Source organism: [Mycobacterium] stephanolepidis (assembly GCF_002356335.1).
Taxonomy (GTDB): Bacteria; Actinomycetota; Actinomycetes; order Mycobacteriales; family Mycobacteriaceae; genus Mycobacterium; species Mycobacterium stephanolepidis.
Genome location: NZ_AP018165.1, coordinates 30,796 through 47,869, shown reverse-complemented (window position 1 = coordinate 47,869; position 17,074 = coordinate 30,796). Strand labels below are relative to the sequence as shown.

Sequence of the window (17,074 nt, the reverse complement as noted above, 5' to 3'; positions counted from 1 at the left end):
CACTTAGTCATATATTACCGAACGGTCAATTCGCGGCGGCGAAAGCCGTCGCAACGCAGAGAGGCGGTTGAAATGACGTCGGTAGCGATCATCGGAGCGGGTTTCTCGGGCCTGGCGGCAGCCATCGAGCTCCTCGCCGCCGGCCACGACGTCACGCTCTATGAGCGTGCCGACGATGTCGGCGGTGTCTGGCGCGAGAACACCTATCCGGGCGCGGCGTGCGACGTACCGTCCGCCTATTACTGCTTTTCCTTCGACCCGAACCCCCGCTGGTCGCGGCGGTACGCCCCGCAGCCCGAGATTCTGCAATATCTGCGCGCGGCGGCGGACAAGTACGGGGCGCGCGAACGGATTCGCTTTGGCACCGCGATCGTGTCCGCGTCCTTTGGCGCCGCCACCGGCCGATGGTGTCTCGAGTCCTCCCACGGTGACCGGTTCTGGGCCGACGTCCTCGTACCCGCCGTCGGGCAGCTGTCACGGCCCGCACTCCCGGAAATCCCGGGGCGTGAATCCTTCACCGGCCCGTCGTTTCACTCCGCCCAGTGGGACGGCACCGTGTCCCTGGCCGGAAAACGCGTCGCCGTCATCGGCACCGGCGCGAGCTCCATACAACTGGTTCCGGAGATCGCTCCGATCGTGAATTCTCTCAAGGTCTTTCAGCGCTCCGCGCCGTACATCGTGCCGCGCCCCGATTCGCCGCTCACTCGCCTGCACCATGTCCTGGCGTCTCGGATTCCCGCCACCCTGCGCGCACAACGCCTGAGCTGGCAGGCACTCACCGAGGGCTTCACGGGCGTGCTGCACTACTCGCCGCTGTTGTCCCGCGCCATGACCAGCATGTCCCGCGCCTTTATGCGATATCAGACCCGGGGTGACGCGGAGCTCTTCGCCAAGGTCTGGCCGAACTACCCGTTGGGATGCAAGCGGGTGCTGTTCTCCAACACCTACCTGCCCGCCCTGCGGCGCGACAATGCCACGCTCATCACGGATGCGATCGCCGAGATCACTCCCGACGGAGTCTTATCGGCCACCGGCGAGCACCACGCCGCCGACATCATCATCTATGGAACAGGTTTCGCGGCAGGCGGTTTCCTCGATCATGTGACCATCACCGGACTCACCGGCACCGAGCTACGCACGCAATGGCGCCAGGGCGCACGTGCCTACCTGGGCATGGCGGTCCCGGGCTTTCCCAACATGTTCCTCATGCACGGACCGAACACAAACCTCGGATCAGGCTCCATCGTGGCGATGCTCGAATGCCAGGCGGCATACATCCGCCAGGCCGTCGATGCCGTCGGCCCTGGTCTCGCCCTTGACGTCGACCCTGGTACCGAAGACGTGCACGACGCCGCCCTGCAGGCGCGGCTCGGCAGCGGTGTGTGGTCGCGCTGCGAGAGTTGGTATGTGGGCCCCAACGGCCGGGTTACCACGAACTGGCCGGGTCTGGTCAGCGAATACCGGTGCCGCACCAAGGAATTCGCGATATCCGATTACCGTGTCCTACTGCCCGAATCTGAAAGACCGAATCGACGCGCCGCAATGACCGACGGAGGGAATCGATGAACGGCCAACCCATCTCCCGTGCACTGTCCCGCCTCATCGTGGATGGGCTCCTGCCCCGTATAGATCGCCGCCTCGAGGCGTCACGAAAACCCTTCACCGACCAGTCCATCCTGCGGCCGCACGCCAGTAGCGGCCCCTGGACGGCGACGCACTACGGCGTCTTCATCCCGGACCTGGACTCGCCGTATCGGTACCTGAACACCATGACCCTGATCGGTGCGATCGGCGCGGAGCTGTTCGACAACGACTACCTGACCGTCCCCGATGCGCGGCACACCGCCACCGTCCTGTCCTCGACCGCGGCCGGCGACCACCATCATTACCGTGCCTACGACTCCCAGAGCGACTGCCACTTCGCTACGGACGGCAGCATCTTGCGGTGGGGAGAGGATTTGCAGATCGAGGTCGATTTTCCACATGTGACCGTTCGTGGCCGCTACCAACACTTTTCGGCTGACATAGAGCTGACCGTCACCGATCAGGTCTCCTACTTCGTCAAGACTCCGATCTATGACCACCTGAGCCTGCTCGCCAAATACACCGGTGTGATCGCCGACGCGGCGGGAGCTACGGCGATCAACGGACTCGGCACCTTCGAGTACGCGCGGTTCCTCAGCCACCAGTCGCTCACGCGGCGAGCGCTACCGAACCAACTTAAACTTCCCATCGACTTCTTCACCTATCAGATCATCGATCTGGGGAATCGGACCCAGGTGCTGCTCACCGATGTCCGCGCCCGGGGTGCCATCGCCTGCCGACTGGCGCATGTGCGCGTCCTCGGTAAGTCCACCGAGGTGTACACCGATGTCCGGATGGACGTCACCGAATACCGAGAGAATCCAACGATCGACGAGCAGGGGCGCTCCATGCGACTGCCTCGTCGCCTGAATTGGACCGTCCGCGATGACCACGGACACATCGTGCTCGCCGTCGACGGGGTCGTCGACTCACCCCTGCGCTACGGCCATGGCCGCGGGTACGTCAGTGCCTACAGTTATACCGGTGAATACCAAGGCAATCCGGTAGGCGGTTCGGCCTACATGGAGTGGGTGGACACCGCACAATAGGTAGCCCACATAGATATGGACTACAGAATCGCGGCGGCGATGATCAGGCCCACGGCCACATAGGCCGCGGCGACGACGAGGGTTGCGGGCGCAAACCTCCTGTGAGCCAGCAGGTCTCCCACGTCAAGACCAACCACCCACTCGATCAACCTGATGCAGATCGTCTGCGCCGCGATACCGATAAGCCCGAAGACCAACGTGCGCACCAGGCCTTCGGTGATGTTTCCCGACGCGGTGTAGATGGCCAGCACGATCACGAATGCCTGCGAGAGAAGTCCCGCCGCGGTAATCACGGCAGCGTTGGGCAATCCCGCGCGGACCATCTGACGCAGCGGGCCCGGAGTTGTCCAGTCAAGCACAAAGAATCCGATGACCATCAGCACGAAACCGACAGCCGCGTAAAGCCAGATCGCCGCCGCTCCGTGAGCGACTATCGACCAGTACCCTGCTGCGTTCATGGTTGCCATCCCCATCTGTCGTGTTCGGGTGTCGCTACTGAGGTGATATCCGGTGTGGAATGAACGCGGCGCCATCGTCCGTGATCAGGCCGGCCGTCTCCCGTATCCCCAGCCCCGCCGATTCGTCGCCGACAATCCAGGCACCCAGTGCCGGCCTCATGCCGCCGAACTCCGGTAATGGGTCCAGCAGCTGGTAGACGTAGCCTTCCTCACCGTAGACACCTCCGGTGGCCGTCTCATAGCCCGCTCCCACCACGGTGATGTTGGCGCCTTCCCGGCCCAATTTGGGCTTGCGCACATACTCGGTCAGTTCGTGTGGGCTGTCGACGTAGGCAGGAAGCAGATTGGGGTGGCCCGGGTACATCTCCCACAGCACCGCCAGGATCGCCTTGTTGCTCAACAGCGTTTTCCACAGCGGCTCGATCCATAGGGTCTCGGGCAGCAGGTCTAGAGCGTGGCGGCCGAAGTCGTCGTCGACGATCCATTCCCACGGATACAGCTTGAAAATCGATTCGATCGGCGCCTCTTCCAGATCGACGAGACGGTTGAGATCATGATCCCAACCCGATGTCCTCGATCGGCAGGCCCACCGTGTTGATCCCGGCCTCGGCCGCGCATTCCTGGAGATAGGCCAGGGTGACGTTGTCTTCACCGCTCTGGTCCGCCGATGACCACGTGAAATGTGTTTCTGCACCGGCTAGTTGCTTGCCGATCTGCTTCCAGCGCGCCACTAGCTGTTCATGAAGAGAGTTCCATTGGTCATCCTCGGGGAAGACATCTGTCTTCCAGTGCCACTGCAGGATCGAAGCCTCCAGCAGTGAGGTGGGGGTATCGGCGTTGTATTCCAGGAGAACCGGCGGCCGGCGACCGTCATAGCGAAGATCAAAACGCCCATACAGATGTGGGTCTCTTCTGCGCCAAGACTTTTCGATGTGCTCCCATGTCCATTCCGGCAGCCCGAAGTCTTGGTAGCGCCCGGTGAGGACAACGTGCTCAACGGCATCCAGGCACATGGAATGCAGTACTTCCACGGTCGCCTCGAGGGAGAGCACCTCATCCATCTCGAAGACGTAGTGCACCGACTCATCCCAATACGGGCGGTCACTGCCATCTGCCATCCGCGCCGGTGTGCCGTAACACATTCCTTGGGAGGCCACGATTTCTTCCCAGCCCACGCGGGGCCGCGCATGCTCACGGCGCATCAGCTCCCCGAACCTCCCGAGCTGCTGGACCCGAAGCCACCCCGCGAGACCGACGGCGAGCGAGAAACACCGCCCGAGTTATCCGATTTGGTGAGGGTGGTGCCCGAACTGGTCTTGGCCCTCGTTCCCCTGGGCAGCTCCACACTGCCGCCGGTTGCGATGGTGCCGATACCTCGGTTGTGTCCGCCGTAGTAGTAGCGATAGGGCGAGCCGGCGTAGATGAACACGCCGCCCGAGGACGAGGCGGTGCCCCGCTCGCAGTACTCCTCGGGGGCCACGACATTCGAACCGTCCTGCACGCACGTCGCCTCGATATCGTCATCACGATCGATCACCGCGTAACCCACGGCCACCACCGCCGCGATACCGGCGACCACCATCGAACCCATCAGAACGTGATTGCGAGTCCGGCGCCGTTCCTCTGCCTTCTGAGCCTGAACCTCGGCGAGCCTGCGCTCGGCCTCACGGGTCCGGCGTGCCTTATCGCGAGCCCGCGACTCAGCGACGGTAGGCGGCCGCGGCAGGGTGATGCCCGGTTCCTGCCAGCGAACGGCGCCGCGAACCGGCGGCGGCTCGCGCTGTTCAGATTCTTCGTCGCCTACGGACGAATCGGGCATCTTCTCCCCCTAACGGCCCGAATCATAGGAAACACACTCCAAACGAACTTACAGCAGCAGCCTCGAATGACGGCACAAACCGCATGGCGTGGGAAACGCCGCAGCAAATACCTCGACGTCATGGTGGGGCACACACGCCAACCGCCCATGCGACTGTCAGCCCAGCCCGACGTCTCGACCAACAAGCAAGAAGGCCGGAAACCCTCGGGTCTCCGGCCTTCTGTCGTTGGGCTTCTCAGCCCACTCATTTGTGGGCGAAGGGGGACTTGAACCCCCACGTCCCGAAGGACACTGGCACCTGAAGCCAGCGCGTCTGCCATTCCGCCACTCGCCCCAACGACCGCGAGAGCCTATCACGCTCCAGGCCTCATCTTTGAACCGCGAACGGGCCGCCGGAGCCCGCGCACGCACGCCAATCCTCTCAAACGGCGAGCATAGAAGGCCTCTTGGTGCCAAGACGATGTCGTCTCGTAATAGAGGAGTGGGTGCCGACGATCATCAAACCGATACGATCTACTCGAGATCCGCTCGTGGCGGAGCGCTGTGTCATGCGCTCAGAACTGCCACGCGATCGCCGAAAGGAGGAGGCATGGGAATTGTCCAACGCTTCGAGCGCAAGCTAGAAGACGTGGTCGGCGATGCCTTCGCCCGCGTATTCGGCGGCAGCATCGTCCCTCAGGAAGTGCAGGCCTCACTGCGTCGCGAGGCCGCCGACGGCGTCCGCTCAGCGGGCCAGGGGCGGCTGCTGGCTCCCAACGAGTTCTTTGTTCTCCTCAGCACCGGAGATCACGAGAAGGCGGCCGACGACCGCGATCTCAACGCAGACACGTTCGCCGAACACCTGCGCGAATATATTCGCGATCAGGGGTGGCAAACGTATGGTGAAGTTGTTGTCCGATTCGAACAATCACCGAACTTGCACACCGGCCAGTTTCGCACGCGCGGTGTGGTCAATCCCGACACCAAGCGGGACCGTACGCACGGCGCCGTGACGACTGCCCCTTCGACCCCGGATCCACAACCAGGAGCATCCATGACTGACAACCCAGGTCCCCAGCAGGGACGCCCCGGCGAAGAGTACGGCCGAGAGGACGACCGGTACGGGCGTCCCGAACAGGATCCACGTGGTCAGCAGCCTCCGCAGGGCGACCAGGGATACCCCCCGCGCCAGGGCGGATACGGACAGGGCCAGCAGTACGGGCAGGATTACGGCCGCCCGCCGGCCGGCTACGAGCAGGGCGGCTACCAGCAGCGCCCACCACAGCAGGGCGGATACGACCAAGGCGGCCGCGGTGGCTATGAGCAGGGCGGCTACGGCGGCGGTCAGGAATACGGTCGCCCCCCGGCGCCTCCCCAGCAGGGTGGCTACGGCGCCCCTCCGCAGCAGGGCGGTTACGGCGAGCCTCCACGTCCCAACTACGGCGAGTACGAGCAGGGCGGCGGCTACGGCGCACCTCAGGGCCCGCCCCCGGGCCAGGACTACGGTCGTCCCCCCGCCTACCCGCAGCAGGGTGGCTACGGCGCCGCACCGCAGCAGGGCGGCGGCTACGGCGCGCCTCAGGGTGGTTACGGAGAGCCCGAGTACGGCGACTACGAGCACGGCGGCTACCAGAGCAGCCCCGACTACGGCGCCCCGGCAGGCAACCCGGGCGGTGGACGTACCACCGTCACCTTGCAGCTGGACGACGGCAGCGGGCGCACGTACCAGTTGCGCGAGGGCACCAATGTGATCGGCCGTGGTCAGGACGCGCAGTTCCGTCTACCCGATACCGGCGTCTCGCGCCGCCACCTCGAGGTGCGCTTCGACGGGCATGCCGCGCTGCTGTCTGACCTCAACTCGACCAACGGCACGACCGTCAACAACGCGCCGGTCACCGAGTGGCAGTTGGCCGACGGCGACATCATCCGGTTGGGCCACTCCGAGATCATCGTTCGGGTCCAGTAGGGAGCAGGAGAACCGCGCCCGCAACGCCGCGTTCGACACAGGCTGCACGTATCGAGCCCCGGCGGGTAACCCGGCCAAGTATCGTTGCCCTGCCGAATATGTCCGGTCTTCCGGACACCCTCGCCGAGGCGCGATGGACCAGCGAGAGGAACGACAACCGGATGCAGGGACTGGTGCTCCAGCTCACCCGCGGTGGGTTCCTGTTGCTGCTGTGGGTGTTCATCTGGTCGGTGCTGCGCATATTGCGCACCGATATCTACGCGCCAACCGGTCAGCTGATGGCCAATCGCGGTTTGAACCTGCGTGCGATTCGTCCCGCGAAGGCGGGTCGGCGGCAGATGCAGTACCTGCTGGTGACCGAGGGTGCCCTGGCCGGTACCCGGATCACGCTCGGCACCCAGCCCATTTTGATCGGTCGTGCGGACGACTCAACACTGGTGCTCACCGACGATTACTCGTCGACGCGGCACGCGCGGCTATCGCCACGCGGGCCCGATTGGTATGTCGAGGATCTAGGATCGACCAACGGCACATATCTGGATAGGGAGAAGGTGACGACGGCGCTGCGGGTTCCCCAGGGGACGCCGGTACGGATCGGTAAGACAGTGATCGAGCTGCGCTCGTGACACTGGTGCTTCGCTACACAGCGCGTAGCGACCGCGGACTTGTGCGGTCGAACAACGAAGACTCCGTCTACGCCGGTGCCCGCCTCTTGGCATTGGCCGACGGCATGGGCGGTCATGCCGCCGGTGAAGTCGCCTCACAGCTGGTCATCGCGGCGTTGGCACCACTCGACGACGACGAGCCCGGCGGCGATCTGCTGGACACGCTGGCCGACGCGGTGCACTCCGGTAACGCGGCAATCGCCGACCACGTGCGCGCAGAGCCCGAGCTCGACGGAATGGGCACCACGCTGACGGCATTCCTGTTCACCGGGAAGCGGCTGGGCATGGTGCATATCGGCGACTCACGCGCGTACCTGATGCGCGATGGCGAGCTGGCGCAGATCTCCAAGGACGACACATTCGTCCAGACCCTTGTCGACGAGGGTCGCATCACTCCGGAACAGGCACATAACCATCCGCAGCGCTCGCTCATCATGCGCGCGCTCACCGGCGCACCGGTCGAGCCCACTCTCGTCATCCGTGAGGCGCAGGCCGGAGACCGGTACCTGCTCTGTTCGGACGGGCTGTCCGATCCGGTGAGCCACGAAACCATCGCCGAAGCGTTGGAGATACCCGATGTCTCCGCCGCGGCCGACCGACTCATCGAGCTGGCGTTGCGCAGCGGCGGGCCCGACAACGTCACCGTCGTCGTCGCCGATGTCGTAGAGCTGGACTACGGCCAAACCCGCCCGATCGTGGCCGGGGCGATATCCGCCGCTGCCGACACCGACACCCCTCCGCCGAACACGGCCGCAGGGCGGGCCGCCGCTATCCAGCGCGCGCTCAAGGAGCCCGAGCCCGCCCCGGACGAATCTGATAGCGACACAACCGATTCCGATGCAGCTCGGCCCAAGAAACGCCGGCTCCGCTGGCTGGTCGCGGCGGTGCTCGTGGTGTTGATCGCGTTGGCCGGGTTGGCGATCGGCCGCCGCGTGGTGCTCAACAACTATTACGTGAGCGCCTACGAGGGCAACGTCTCCATCATGCAGGGCGTTCAGGGCTCGCTCCTGGGTTATCGGCTGCAGCGACCAGACCTCGTGGGTTGCCTCGACAGCCGGGGGGACCTGTCGCTGGTGAGCTACGGCGAGTCTGCATCCAACCTGTCCTGCAAGTACTTCAAGGTGTCCGATCTTCGTCCGTCCGAGCGTCAGCAGGTCGAAACCGGCCTACCCGGCGGCACTCTCGACCAGGCCATCGGGCAACTACGTCAGCTCACCAAGAACGCGCTGCCGCCCTGCGCGCCGCCCGCACCCAAGACGGCGCCGCCCGCACCGACCAGCGCGGGACGCTCCCCCTCCGCCACATCCGGATCGCCCACGACGACGACCACGACCACGCGGCCGTCCTCCGCGCCCACGTCCCCGGCGACACCCGGCGCAAGCACCACGCAGACCACAACATCCACCACCGCGCCGGCGCCAATGCCGGCGCCACCACAAGAGCCGGGCGTCACCTGCCGGACCGTGTCATGACGACGGCGCCCCAAACCGCTGTAGTGGCCCGTGGGGCAGGCACCGCGCCACCGCCCCAGTCCACACGACGTAGTGCGGAGTTGGGGCTCCTCGGCTTCGCCGCCGCGATCACCACCGTCGCCCTGATCCTCGTCGAGGCCAACCTCGAACGCGGTCTTTCCTGGGATCTACTGAAGTACGGTCTTGCGTACCTCGTCCTGTTTACGTTGGCGCATCTAGGAATTCGTCGTTACGCCCCCTACGCCGATCCGCTGCTGCTGCCTTGTGTCGCGCTGCTGAACGGCCTCGGGCTGGTGATGATCCATCGCCTGGACCTGGCGAAAGCGGCCGCCGGTGATGGCAACGAGACCCTGGAGGCCAACGCACAGGTGCTGTGGACGCTGGTGGGTGTCGCCGCGCTCGTCGGGGTCCTGGTAGCCGTCAAGGATCACCGGGTGCTGGCGCGGTACGGCTACACCTTCGGAATCCTCGGCATCGTCCTACTGGCCATCCCCGCGCTGCTGCCCTCCTCGGCCTCGGAACGAAATGGCGCCAAGATCTGGATCGAATTGCCGTTCTTGTCGATTCAGCCCGCCGAGGCCGCCAAGATTCTGTTGCTGGTGTTCTTCGCGGCCTTCCTGATGACCAAACGCGACCTGTTTCGCACCGCCGGCCGCAGCTACTGGGGCGTGGAGTCGCCCCGAGCCAGGGACCTGGGCCCGCTGCTCGCCGTATGGGCAATCTCTGTGGGCGTCATGGTCTTTGAGAAGGATCTTGGCACCTCACTGCTGTTGTACACCTCATTCCTGACGGTGCTGTATATCGCCACGGCACGAATCAGCTGGGTGCTGATCGGTCTTGGTCTCTTCGTCGTCGGCGCGTTCTTGGCGTACTTCCTGTTTGCGCATGTGCGCGTGCGGGTCGAAACCTGGCTGGATCCCTTCGCGGATGCGGACGGCAACGGGTACCAGATGATGCAGTCGCTGTTCAGCTTCGCCACCGGTGGCATCTTCGGCACCGGTCTCGGAAACGGTCAGCCGGGCACAGTTCCGGCCGCCTCAACGGATTTCATCATCGCCGCGATCGGCGAGGAGCTCGGACTGGTCGGCCTGGCCGGAGTGCTGCTCGTGTTCACCATCCTCATCGTCCGAGGCTTCCGCACCGCACTGGCGGTGCGCGACAGCTTCGGCAAGCTGCTGGCCTCCGGCCTATCGGCGGCATTGGCGCTGCAGCTGTTCATCGTCGTCGGGGGCGTCACCAAACTCATTCCGCTGACGGGACTCACCACACCCTGGATCTCCTATGGCGGATCATCACTGGTGTCCAATTACGTGCTGCTGGCCATCCTGCTGCGCATCTCACATATCGCCCGCCGACCGCTCACCACTTCCTCCGCACCCAACGCCGCCCCCATCGCAGAGGCCCGGACGGAACTGATCGATCGCGTATGAACACATCGATCCGCCGGGTATCTCTCGTCGTCATGGGACTGGTCGTGCTGCTGCTGGCCAATGCCACTCTCACCCAGGTGTTCACGGCGCCGGGACTGCGCGCCGACCCCCGCAATCAACGGGTGCTGCTCGACGAGTACTCGCGCCAGCGGGGGCAGATATCGGCGAGCGGGCAGTTGCTCGCCTCCTCGGTGGCCACCGACAGCCGGTTCCGGTTCCTGCGGCAGTACGCCGATCCACTGGTCTACGCGCCCGTCACCGGCTTCTACTCGCTCAATTACTCCAGTGCCGGGCTGGAGCGCGCCGAGGACAGCGTGCTCAACGGATCCGATCCCCGGCTGTTCGGCCGCAGGCTCGCCGACTTCTTCACGGGTCGCGACCCACGTGGCGGCAGTGTGGTGACCACCATCCGTCCCGATGTACAGCAGGCCGCCTACGACGCCATGCATCGCGGCTGCAAGGACGGCTGCCGCGGCTCGGTGGTCGCGCTCGAACCCTCCACCGGAAAGATCCTCGCGATGGTGTCGACGCCCTCCTACGACCCCAATCTGCTGGCCAGCCAGGACTCAGAGAAGGAGAACGCGGCCTGGAAGCAGCTGCAGGAAGATCCCGCGCAGCCGATGCTGAACCGCGCCATCTCGCAGACCTATCCGCCGGGGTCGACCTTCAAGGTGATCACCACCGCCGCGGCGCTGGCCGATGGCAAGACGGTCAACACGGAGGTGACCGCGTCCCCGACCATCTTCCTGCCGGGTAGCAACGCAACCCTGGAGAACTACAACAGGACCTCCTGTGGCGGTGGCGACAACACCACCCTTAAGGAGGCCTTCGCGCGCTCCTGCAACACCGCCTTCGCCAAACTCGGATCCGAACAACTCAAGCGCGACAAGCTGGTCAAAGCCGCGCAGGCATTCGGTCTCGACCACGAAATCGACGGCATCCCTCTTCAGGTGGCTACCTCCACCGTCGGGTCCATGTCCGATGATGCGGCCGTCGCGATGTCGAGCATCGGGCAAAAGGATGTCGCGGTGACCCCCCTGCAGAACGCGATGGTCGCCGCCGCCGTTGCCAACAAGGGTGTGCTGATGCAGCCGCACCTGGTCGATAGCCTTAAGGGCCCAGACCTTTCGAATCTGTCCACCACCACCCCGGATGACATCGGCCAAGCCGTGACACCCGCTATCGCGAACACATTGACCGAACTGATGATTGCCTCAGAACAGCGCACCGCACAGACCGGTGCCATCCCCAGCGTGCAGATCGCATCCAAGACCGGCACCGCCGAGCACGGCACCGATCCGCGCAACACCCCACCACACGCGTGGTACATCGCATTCGCACCGGCATCGAGCACCACATCGGATCCTCAAGCCACGGTGGTCACCCCTAAGGTGGCCATCGCGGTACTCGTCGAAGATGGCGGAGACCGCGCCCTGGCGGCCACCGGAGGCTCCGTCGCCGCACCCATCGGGCGGCAGGTCATTGCCGCAGCACTACAGGGGGCCTCATGACAGTTCGTGTGGGCGAAACGCTTTCCGGCCGCTACCGGTTGCAGCGGCTCATCGCTACCGGCGGTATGGGCCAGGTCTGGGAGGGCACCGATAGCCGCTTGGGCCGCAAGGTGGCCGTCAAGGTGCTCAAGGCCGAATTCTCGTCGGACCCAGAGTTCATCGAGCGGTTCCGCGCCGAGGCACGCACCGTGGCGATGCTCAACCATCCCGGCATCGCCAGCGTGTACGACTACGGCGAGACCGATATCGACAGCGAGGGCCGCACCGCCTATCTGGTCATGGAATTGATCCACGGCGAGCCGCTGAACTCCGTGCTCAAGCGCACCGGCCGGCTGTCGCTGCGTCACTCGCTGGACATGCTGGAGCAGACCGGGCGCGCCCTGCAGGTCGCGCACGCCGCGGGCCTGGTGCACCGCGATGTGAAGCCGGGAAACATCCTGATCACGCCCACCGGGCAGGTGAAACTCACCGACTTCGGCATCGCCAAGGCCGTGGACGCCGCCCCGGTCACCCAGACCGGCATGGTGATGGGCACCGCCCAGTACATCGCCCCCGAACAGGCTCTGGGTCACGACGCCACCCCGGCCAGCGATGTGTACGCACTGGGAGTCGTTGGCTACGAAGCAGTTTCGGGTAAGCGCCCGTTCTCCGGCGACGGCGCACTGACGGTCGCGATGAAGCACATCAAGGAAACACCCTCACCGCTGCCCGCCGATCTGCCCCCGAACGTGCGCGAGCTCATCGAGATCACGCTGGTGAAGAACCCCCAGAATCGCTACACCAGCGGCGGCCCGTTCGCCGATGCGGTGGCGGCGGTGCGTGCCGGTCGCCGCCCGCCCAGGCCCAACCAGGCGCCCACCATCAGCAGGGCCACGCCGGCGGCCATCCCGCCCGCCACCCAGGTGCGGCCCGCCGTGGGGACACCCAGCAGGGTCGCCCCGCCCACCTCCCGCACCCGACCGCCTACGGGCTCGCACCGGCCGCCACCGCCCCGGCGCGGCACGTTCTCACCCGGCCAGAAGGCCCTGATGTGGGCTGCCGCGGTGCTGGGCATCTTCGCGATCATCATCGCGGCCCTCATCCTGCTGCGAGCAAGTGAGCAGAAGAATGACGTGCCGCTCCCATCGGCAACGACGCCCAGCAGCGAGGCACCCTCAAGTCCGGCTTCAGCTTCGCCAGGAGCGCTTGCGCCAGCTAATATCGTGGCTCTGCTTCCGGTCGCCGAACCGGACCCGATCACTGGGACGAAATCACCGTAATGACCACTCCGCAGCACCTCTCGGACCGCTATGAGCTGGGGGAGATCCTCGGCTATGGAGGCATGTCCGAGGTTCACCTGGCGCGCGACCAACGGTTGAACCGTGACGTCGCGATCAAGGTGCTGCGTGCCGATCTGGCCCGGGACCCCAGCTTCTATCTGCGTTTCCGCCGGGAGGCCCAGAACGCCGCCGCGCTGAACCACCCCGCGATCGTCGCCGTCTACGACACCGGCGAGGCCGAGACACCCACCGGGCCACTGCCGTACATCGTCATGGAGTACGTCGACGGCATCACCCTGCGTGACATCGTCAAGGATGACGGCCCCATGCCGATCCGCCGGGCGATCGAGGTCATCGCCGACTCTTGCCAGGCGCTCAACTTCAGCCACCAGCACGGCATCATTCATCGTGATGTCAAGCCCGCCAACATCATGATCAGCAAGACCGGCGCGGTAAAGGTGATGGACTTCGGTATCGCGCGGGCCGTGTCGGACGCCGGGGTAAGCGTCACCCAGACCGCGGCGGTCATCGGGACCGCGCAGTATCTTTCTCCGGAACAGGCGCGGGGCGAGACCGTGGACGCGCGTTCCGACGTGTACTCCCTGGGCTGCGTCCTCTATGAATTGCTCACCGGCGAGCCGCCTTTCGTCGGCGATTCACCTGTCGCGGTGGCCTACCAACATGTGCGTGAAGATCCGATTGCGCCGTCTAAGCACAACCCGGAGATTCCTCCCGGCCTGGATTCGGTTGTGCTCAAAGCACTTTCGAAGAACCCCGACAACCGGTACCAGAACGCCGCCGAGATGCGCACCGACCTCATGCGGGTGTATCAGGGCGAGCAGCCAGAGGCTCCGAAGGTTCTCACCGACGCCGAGCGCAGCTCAATGCTGAACACGCCTACCAACACGAAGGCCTACCCGGCCTCCGGACCGCAGACCAACCCGCTGCCCAGCCATTACGTAGAGCCGCGCCGCAGTCCACTGAGCCGCTGGCTGGTCGGACTCGCCGCGCTGGTGGTGCTGACCGTGGTGGTCACCTTCGCCATCATCTTGGGCAACGGACCCTCGCGCGATGTCCAGGTTCCCGACGTGACGGGCAAGTCCCAGGCCGATGCTGTCGCCGTCCTGCAGAACCTCGGGTTCAAGACCAAGATTCAGAAGAACACAAGCTCAAAGCTCGCTCCCGAGAGGGTCATCGACACCGATCCTGCCAAGGGCTCCACCGTGACGGCCGGTTCCGAGGTGACCCTGAACGTGTCCATCGGACCGGAGAGCCAGCAGGTACCCGATTGCCACGGCCTCAGCTTCGGCGACGCGGTGAAGAAGCTGCAGGCCGCCGGTTTCAAGGGCACCTTCACCCAGAGCGAGACCAAGTCGCTGCCCGAGGACAAGGGTCGGGTCATGGCCACCAACCCGCCGGCCGGACAGTACTCCGCGGTCACCAACAACATCACCATCGTTGTCGGCAAGGGCCCGGGGGAGAAGCCCGCGCCGGACTTCGTCGGGCAGAACATCGACGTCGCCCTCAAGAACCTGCCCACCTACGGCTTCACGGCACCGCCCACGGTGATCCCGGTCCCCAGCCCCGAGCCCAAGGGACAGATCCTGAGCACGAATCCGACTGCCGGAACCATGTTCCCCGAAGACGGTGCCATCGAGATCCGGGTGTCATCCGGCGGGCAGTTCCGCATGCCGAGCGTGATGGGCAAGTTCTGGGTGGATGCCGAGCCACAGCTTCGCAGCCTTGGATGGACCGGCGACATCACCACCGAAGACGTGCCGTCCGACGGCAACAACAGAGCACGTGTGGTCTTTCAGGACCCGCAGCCCGGTGCCGGGGTCAACTACAACGCAACGATCAAGCTGCGTTTCGGTACGGGTTAGTCCTCAGCCGCCGAGGGCGCTCACGCGTCCGCTGACACCGTCCAGTGCCGAGGCGACCTCTTCCTCAAGCGAGCGCACCAGTGGTTCATCAAGGGGCGCACCGCAGTAGGTGAGCCAATTGGCCAACATCCGGTGCCCACCCTCGGTGAGGATCGACTCCGGGTGGAACTGCACCCCGTGAATCGGATGTTCGGTGTGCATGACACCCATGATCACCCCGCTGGCGGTGCGGGCGATCACACGAAGCCCCTCGGGCACGGTGTCGGGCAGGATCGTCAGCGAGTGATACCTGGTGGCCGTGAATGGGTTGGGCAGACCGCGCAGCACTCCGGCGTCTTCATGCTCGACCGTGCTCGTTTTGCCGTGCAACAGCTCCGGTGCGCGGTCGACGGTGCCGCCGAACGCCACCCCGATCGCCTGGTGCCCCAGACACACCCCGAGCAGCGGGGTGCCCGTCTTCGCGCAGGAATGCACCATCGCGATGGACGCGCCCGCGCTCTCGGGCGTACCCGGGCCGGGGCTGATCAGTACGCCGTCGAAGTCGGCGGCCACCGCGTCGGTGTCGGCCAATCGCGGGTCGTCGTTGCGGCACACTGTCGCGTCCACGCCGAGCTGACCCAGGTACTGGACCAGGTTGAACACGAAGCTGTCGTAGTTGTCGACGACCAGGATGCGCACAGGTCAAGGGTACGGACCCGCGCCAGCGGATTCCCAGCCGGTTTACCCGGCAGGTGCCGACGGATGTCTACCGGCCCTCCAAGGGAGCCGCCCGGCCGGGCCCCACCGCATCCCGATACCCGGCCACCTCGAGATGATGGCCGCGGGTCACCGTGTATCCCAAGCCAAATCGCGCGACGTACTGCCGGTACAGGGTTACCAGCGGAGCGGCGTCGAGTGCTGCCTGCATGGCGTCGGCATCACCGATGGCCGTAATCACGTAGGGCGGGCTGTAGGTGCGGCCGTGCAGCAGCAAGGTGTTGCCGACACATCGCGGCACCGAACTCGCGACCAGACGCTGGTCATCCTGCATCTGAATGGCCTCGGCGCCCGCACTCCACAAGGCGTTGAGCACACCTTCGACATCCTGCTGGTGCACCACCAAGTCATCCGGTGACGCATCGCGGGGGAAACGCCCGTACGCATCGCGCTTGGCATCGGTCAGCGTCACCACCAGACCGGGGCCGGTGACGGGCTGGACACCCGCGGCGTCGGCCATCTCACCGGTTTCGGCGAGCGCCGCCGCCACCCGGCTGTCACCCCCGGCAGACTGTGCCCGCGCGGCAGCCATCTGATTCGCCAAGCCGTCGCGGGTGGCGCTGAGTTTGTCGACGGACTTTTGCGTCTCGCGCACCAGGTCCACCAACCGGGGCGCCGGAGAATCGCCCCGCCGGATCTCATTGCCGCCCGATACCGTGTGCGTCGCGGCCAGCAGAAAGCCCGCAAGCGCGCACACCAGGGGCACCCCGACCCGCCAGAGGAGGCCCCCACGAGCAGGAGGGGCCGCCGGTTCGCGCTGGGGGCTGCCCCCGCTCCTGGGGGCCTCATCGGCGGTCACCAGAAGATTGTCGCAGCATCGCGCTGTAACCTGCGTAGGAACCCATGACGACTCCGGCCATGGCGACCAGTCGCCGTGCCGCCATATCCCAGATGCTTCCGAGGTAGTCGATGCCCAAGTCCAAGGTCCGTAAGAAGTCAGCGTTCAACGCGACCACCGTTAGCCGTACTCCGGTCAAGGTGAAGGCCGGTCCGTCGAGCGTCTGGTTCGTCGCGTTCTTCCTCACGCTCATGCTCATCGGCCTGGCCTGGTTGATGGTTTTCCAGCTCGCCGCGCAGCACATCACCTGGATGCTGGATCTGGGGCCGTGGAACTACGCCATCGCGTTTGCCTTCATGATCACCGGTCTATTGCTGACCATGCGGTGGCGGTGACACGAGGCGGGACGGAGCACGGGCTGCCGTTGCCGGTCCGGTTAGCACCCGTTTCCATCGAGTCCACCCA

Annotated in this window: 14 protein-coding genes, 1 tRNA gene and 1 pseudogene; 10 read left to right on the top strand and 6 right to left on the bottom strand. The window is 65.3% G+C overall.

Annotation, left to right across the window (positions count from 1 at the left end):
- Positions 1–72: 72 nt before the first annotated feature.
- Together MSTE_RS00250 and MSTE_RS00245 are read left to right on the top strand one after the other, a co-directional pair.
- Positions 73–1,566 (top strand): flavin-containing monooxygenase, encoded by a 1,494-nt coding sequence (locus MSTE_RS00250; protein ID WP_096498300.1) that lies wholly within the window; start codon positions 73–75, stop codon positions 1,564–1,566.
- The gene (locus MSTE_RS00245) at positions 1,563–2,633 is read left to right on the top strand and encodes a DUF6670 family protein (protein ID WP_096498299.1); all 1,071 of its coding nucleotides are present in this window, start codon (positions 1,563–1,565) and stop codon (positions 2,631–2,633) included. The genes MSTE_RS00250 and MSTE_RS00245 overlap by 4 nt, the downstream gene beginning before the upstream one ends.
- 20 nt (positions 2,634–2,653) lie before the next feature.
- Here the strand turns inward: MSTE_RS00245 and MSTE_RS00240 are convergent, their stop codons facing one another.
- From MSTE_RS00240 to MSTE_RS00225, 4 genes and pseudogenes are all read right to left on the bottom strand, one after another.
- A complete protein-coding gene (locus MSTE_RS00240) occupies positions 2,654–3,091 on the bottom strand; it encodes a DUF350 domain-containing protein (protein WP_096505245.1) in 438 nt (145 codons plus the stop codon).
- 34 nt (positions 3,092–3,125) lie between these two features.
- Positions 3,126–4,293: pseudogene (locus MSTE_RS00235) on the bottom strand (glutathionylspermidine synthase family protein).
- Positions 4,293–4,910, bottom strand: coding sequence for a hypothetical protein (locus MSTE_RS00230; protein ID WP_096498298.1), 618 nt, complete (start codon positions 4,908–4,910; stop codon positions 4,293–4,295). Before MSTE_RS00230 ends, MSTE_RS00235 begins: the two are co-directional and overlap by 1 nt.
- Positions 4,911–5,161: 251 nt before the next feature.
- Positions 5,162–5,244: transfer RNA gene (locus MSTE_RS00225), tRNA-Leu, on the bottom strand.
- A 255-nt stretch (positions 5,245–5,499) separates the two neighbouring features.
- On the opposite strand from MSTE_RS00225, the gene MSTE_RS00220 reads away from it, so the two are divergent.
- The 7 genes from MSTE_RS00220 (at position 5,500) to pknB (ending at position 15,075) form a co-directional block, all read left to right on the top strand.
- Positions 5,500–6,855, top strand: coding sequence for a DUF3662 and FHA domain-containing protein (locus MSTE_RS00220; protein WP_193442050.1), 1,356 nt, complete (start codon positions 5,500–5,502; stop codon positions 6,853–6,855).
- A 161-nt stretch (positions 6,856–7,016) separates the two neighbouring features.
- The gene (locus MSTE_RS00215; RefSeq protein ID WP_096505243.1) at positions 7,017–7,481 is read left to right on the top strand and encodes an FHA domain-containing protein FhaB/FipA; all 465 of its coding nucleotides are present in this window, start codon (positions 7,017–7,019) and stop codon (positions 7,479–7,481) included.
- Entirely contained in the window at positions 7,478–8,992 is a 1,515-nt protein-coding gene (locus tag MSTE_RS00210) for a PP2C family protein-serine/threonine phosphatase (RefSeq protein ID WP_096498297.1), read from the top strand. Before MSTE_RS00215 ends, MSTE_RS00210 begins: the two co-directional genes overlap by 4 nt.
- Positions 8,989–10,422, top strand: coding sequence for an FtsW/RodA/SpoVE family cell cycle protein (locus MSTE_RS00205; protein WP_096498296.1), 1,434 nt, complete (start codon positions 8,989–8,991; stop codon positions 10,420–10,422). The genes MSTE_RS00210 and MSTE_RS00205 overlap by 4 nt, the downstream gene beginning before the upstream one ends.
- Positions 10,419–11,933, top strand: a complete 1,515-nt coding sequence (locus MSTE_RS00200) for a penicillin-binding transpeptidase domain-containing protein (protein WP_096498295.1) — start codon at positions 10,419–10,421, stop codon at positions 11,931–11,933. The genes MSTE_RS00205 and MSTE_RS00200 overlap by 4 nt, the downstream gene beginning before the upstream one ends.
- Positions 11,930–13,192, top strand: a complete 1,263-nt coding sequence (locus tag MSTE_RS00195) for a serine/threonine-protein kinase (protein WP_030098145.1) — start codon at positions 11,930–11,932, stop codon at positions 13,190–13,192. The genes MSTE_RS00200 and MSTE_RS00195 overlap by 4 nt, the downstream gene beginning before the upstream one ends.
- On the top strand, positions 13,192–15,075 hold the full coding sequence (gene pknB, locus MSTE_RS00190; RefSeq protein WP_096498294.1) for a Stk1 family PASTA domain-containing Ser/Thr kinase: 1,884 nt from the start codon (positions 13,192–13,194) through the stop codon (positions 15,073–15,075). The genes MSTE_RS00195 and pknB overlap by 1 nt, the downstream gene beginning before the upstream one ends.
- Positions 15,076–15,078: 3 nt before the next feature.
- Here the strand turns inward: pknB and MSTE_RS00185 are convergent, their stop codons facing one another.
- A complete protein-coding gene (locus MSTE_RS00185; protein WP_096498293.1) occupies positions 15,079–15,753 on the bottom strand; it encodes an aminodeoxychorismate/anthranilate synthase component II in 675 nt (224 codons plus the stop codon).
- 67 nt (positions 15,754–15,820) lie between these two features.
- On the bottom strand, positions 15,821–16,537 hold the full coding sequence (locus tag MSTE_RS00180; protein WP_096498292.1) for a DUF881 domain-containing protein: 717 nt from the start codon (positions 16,535–16,537) through the stop codon (positions 15,821–15,823).
- 203 nt (positions 16,538–16,740) lie between these two features.
- Between MSTE_RS00180 and crgA the strand changes: the two genes are divergently transcribed.
- Complete coding sequence (crgA, locus tag MSTE_RS00175) at positions 16,741–17,004, top strand: cell division protein CrgA (RefSeq protein ID WP_005082859.1); 264 nt, start codon at positions 16,741–16,743, stop codon at positions 17,002–17,004.
- Positions 17,005–17,074: the final 70 nt, after the last annotated feature.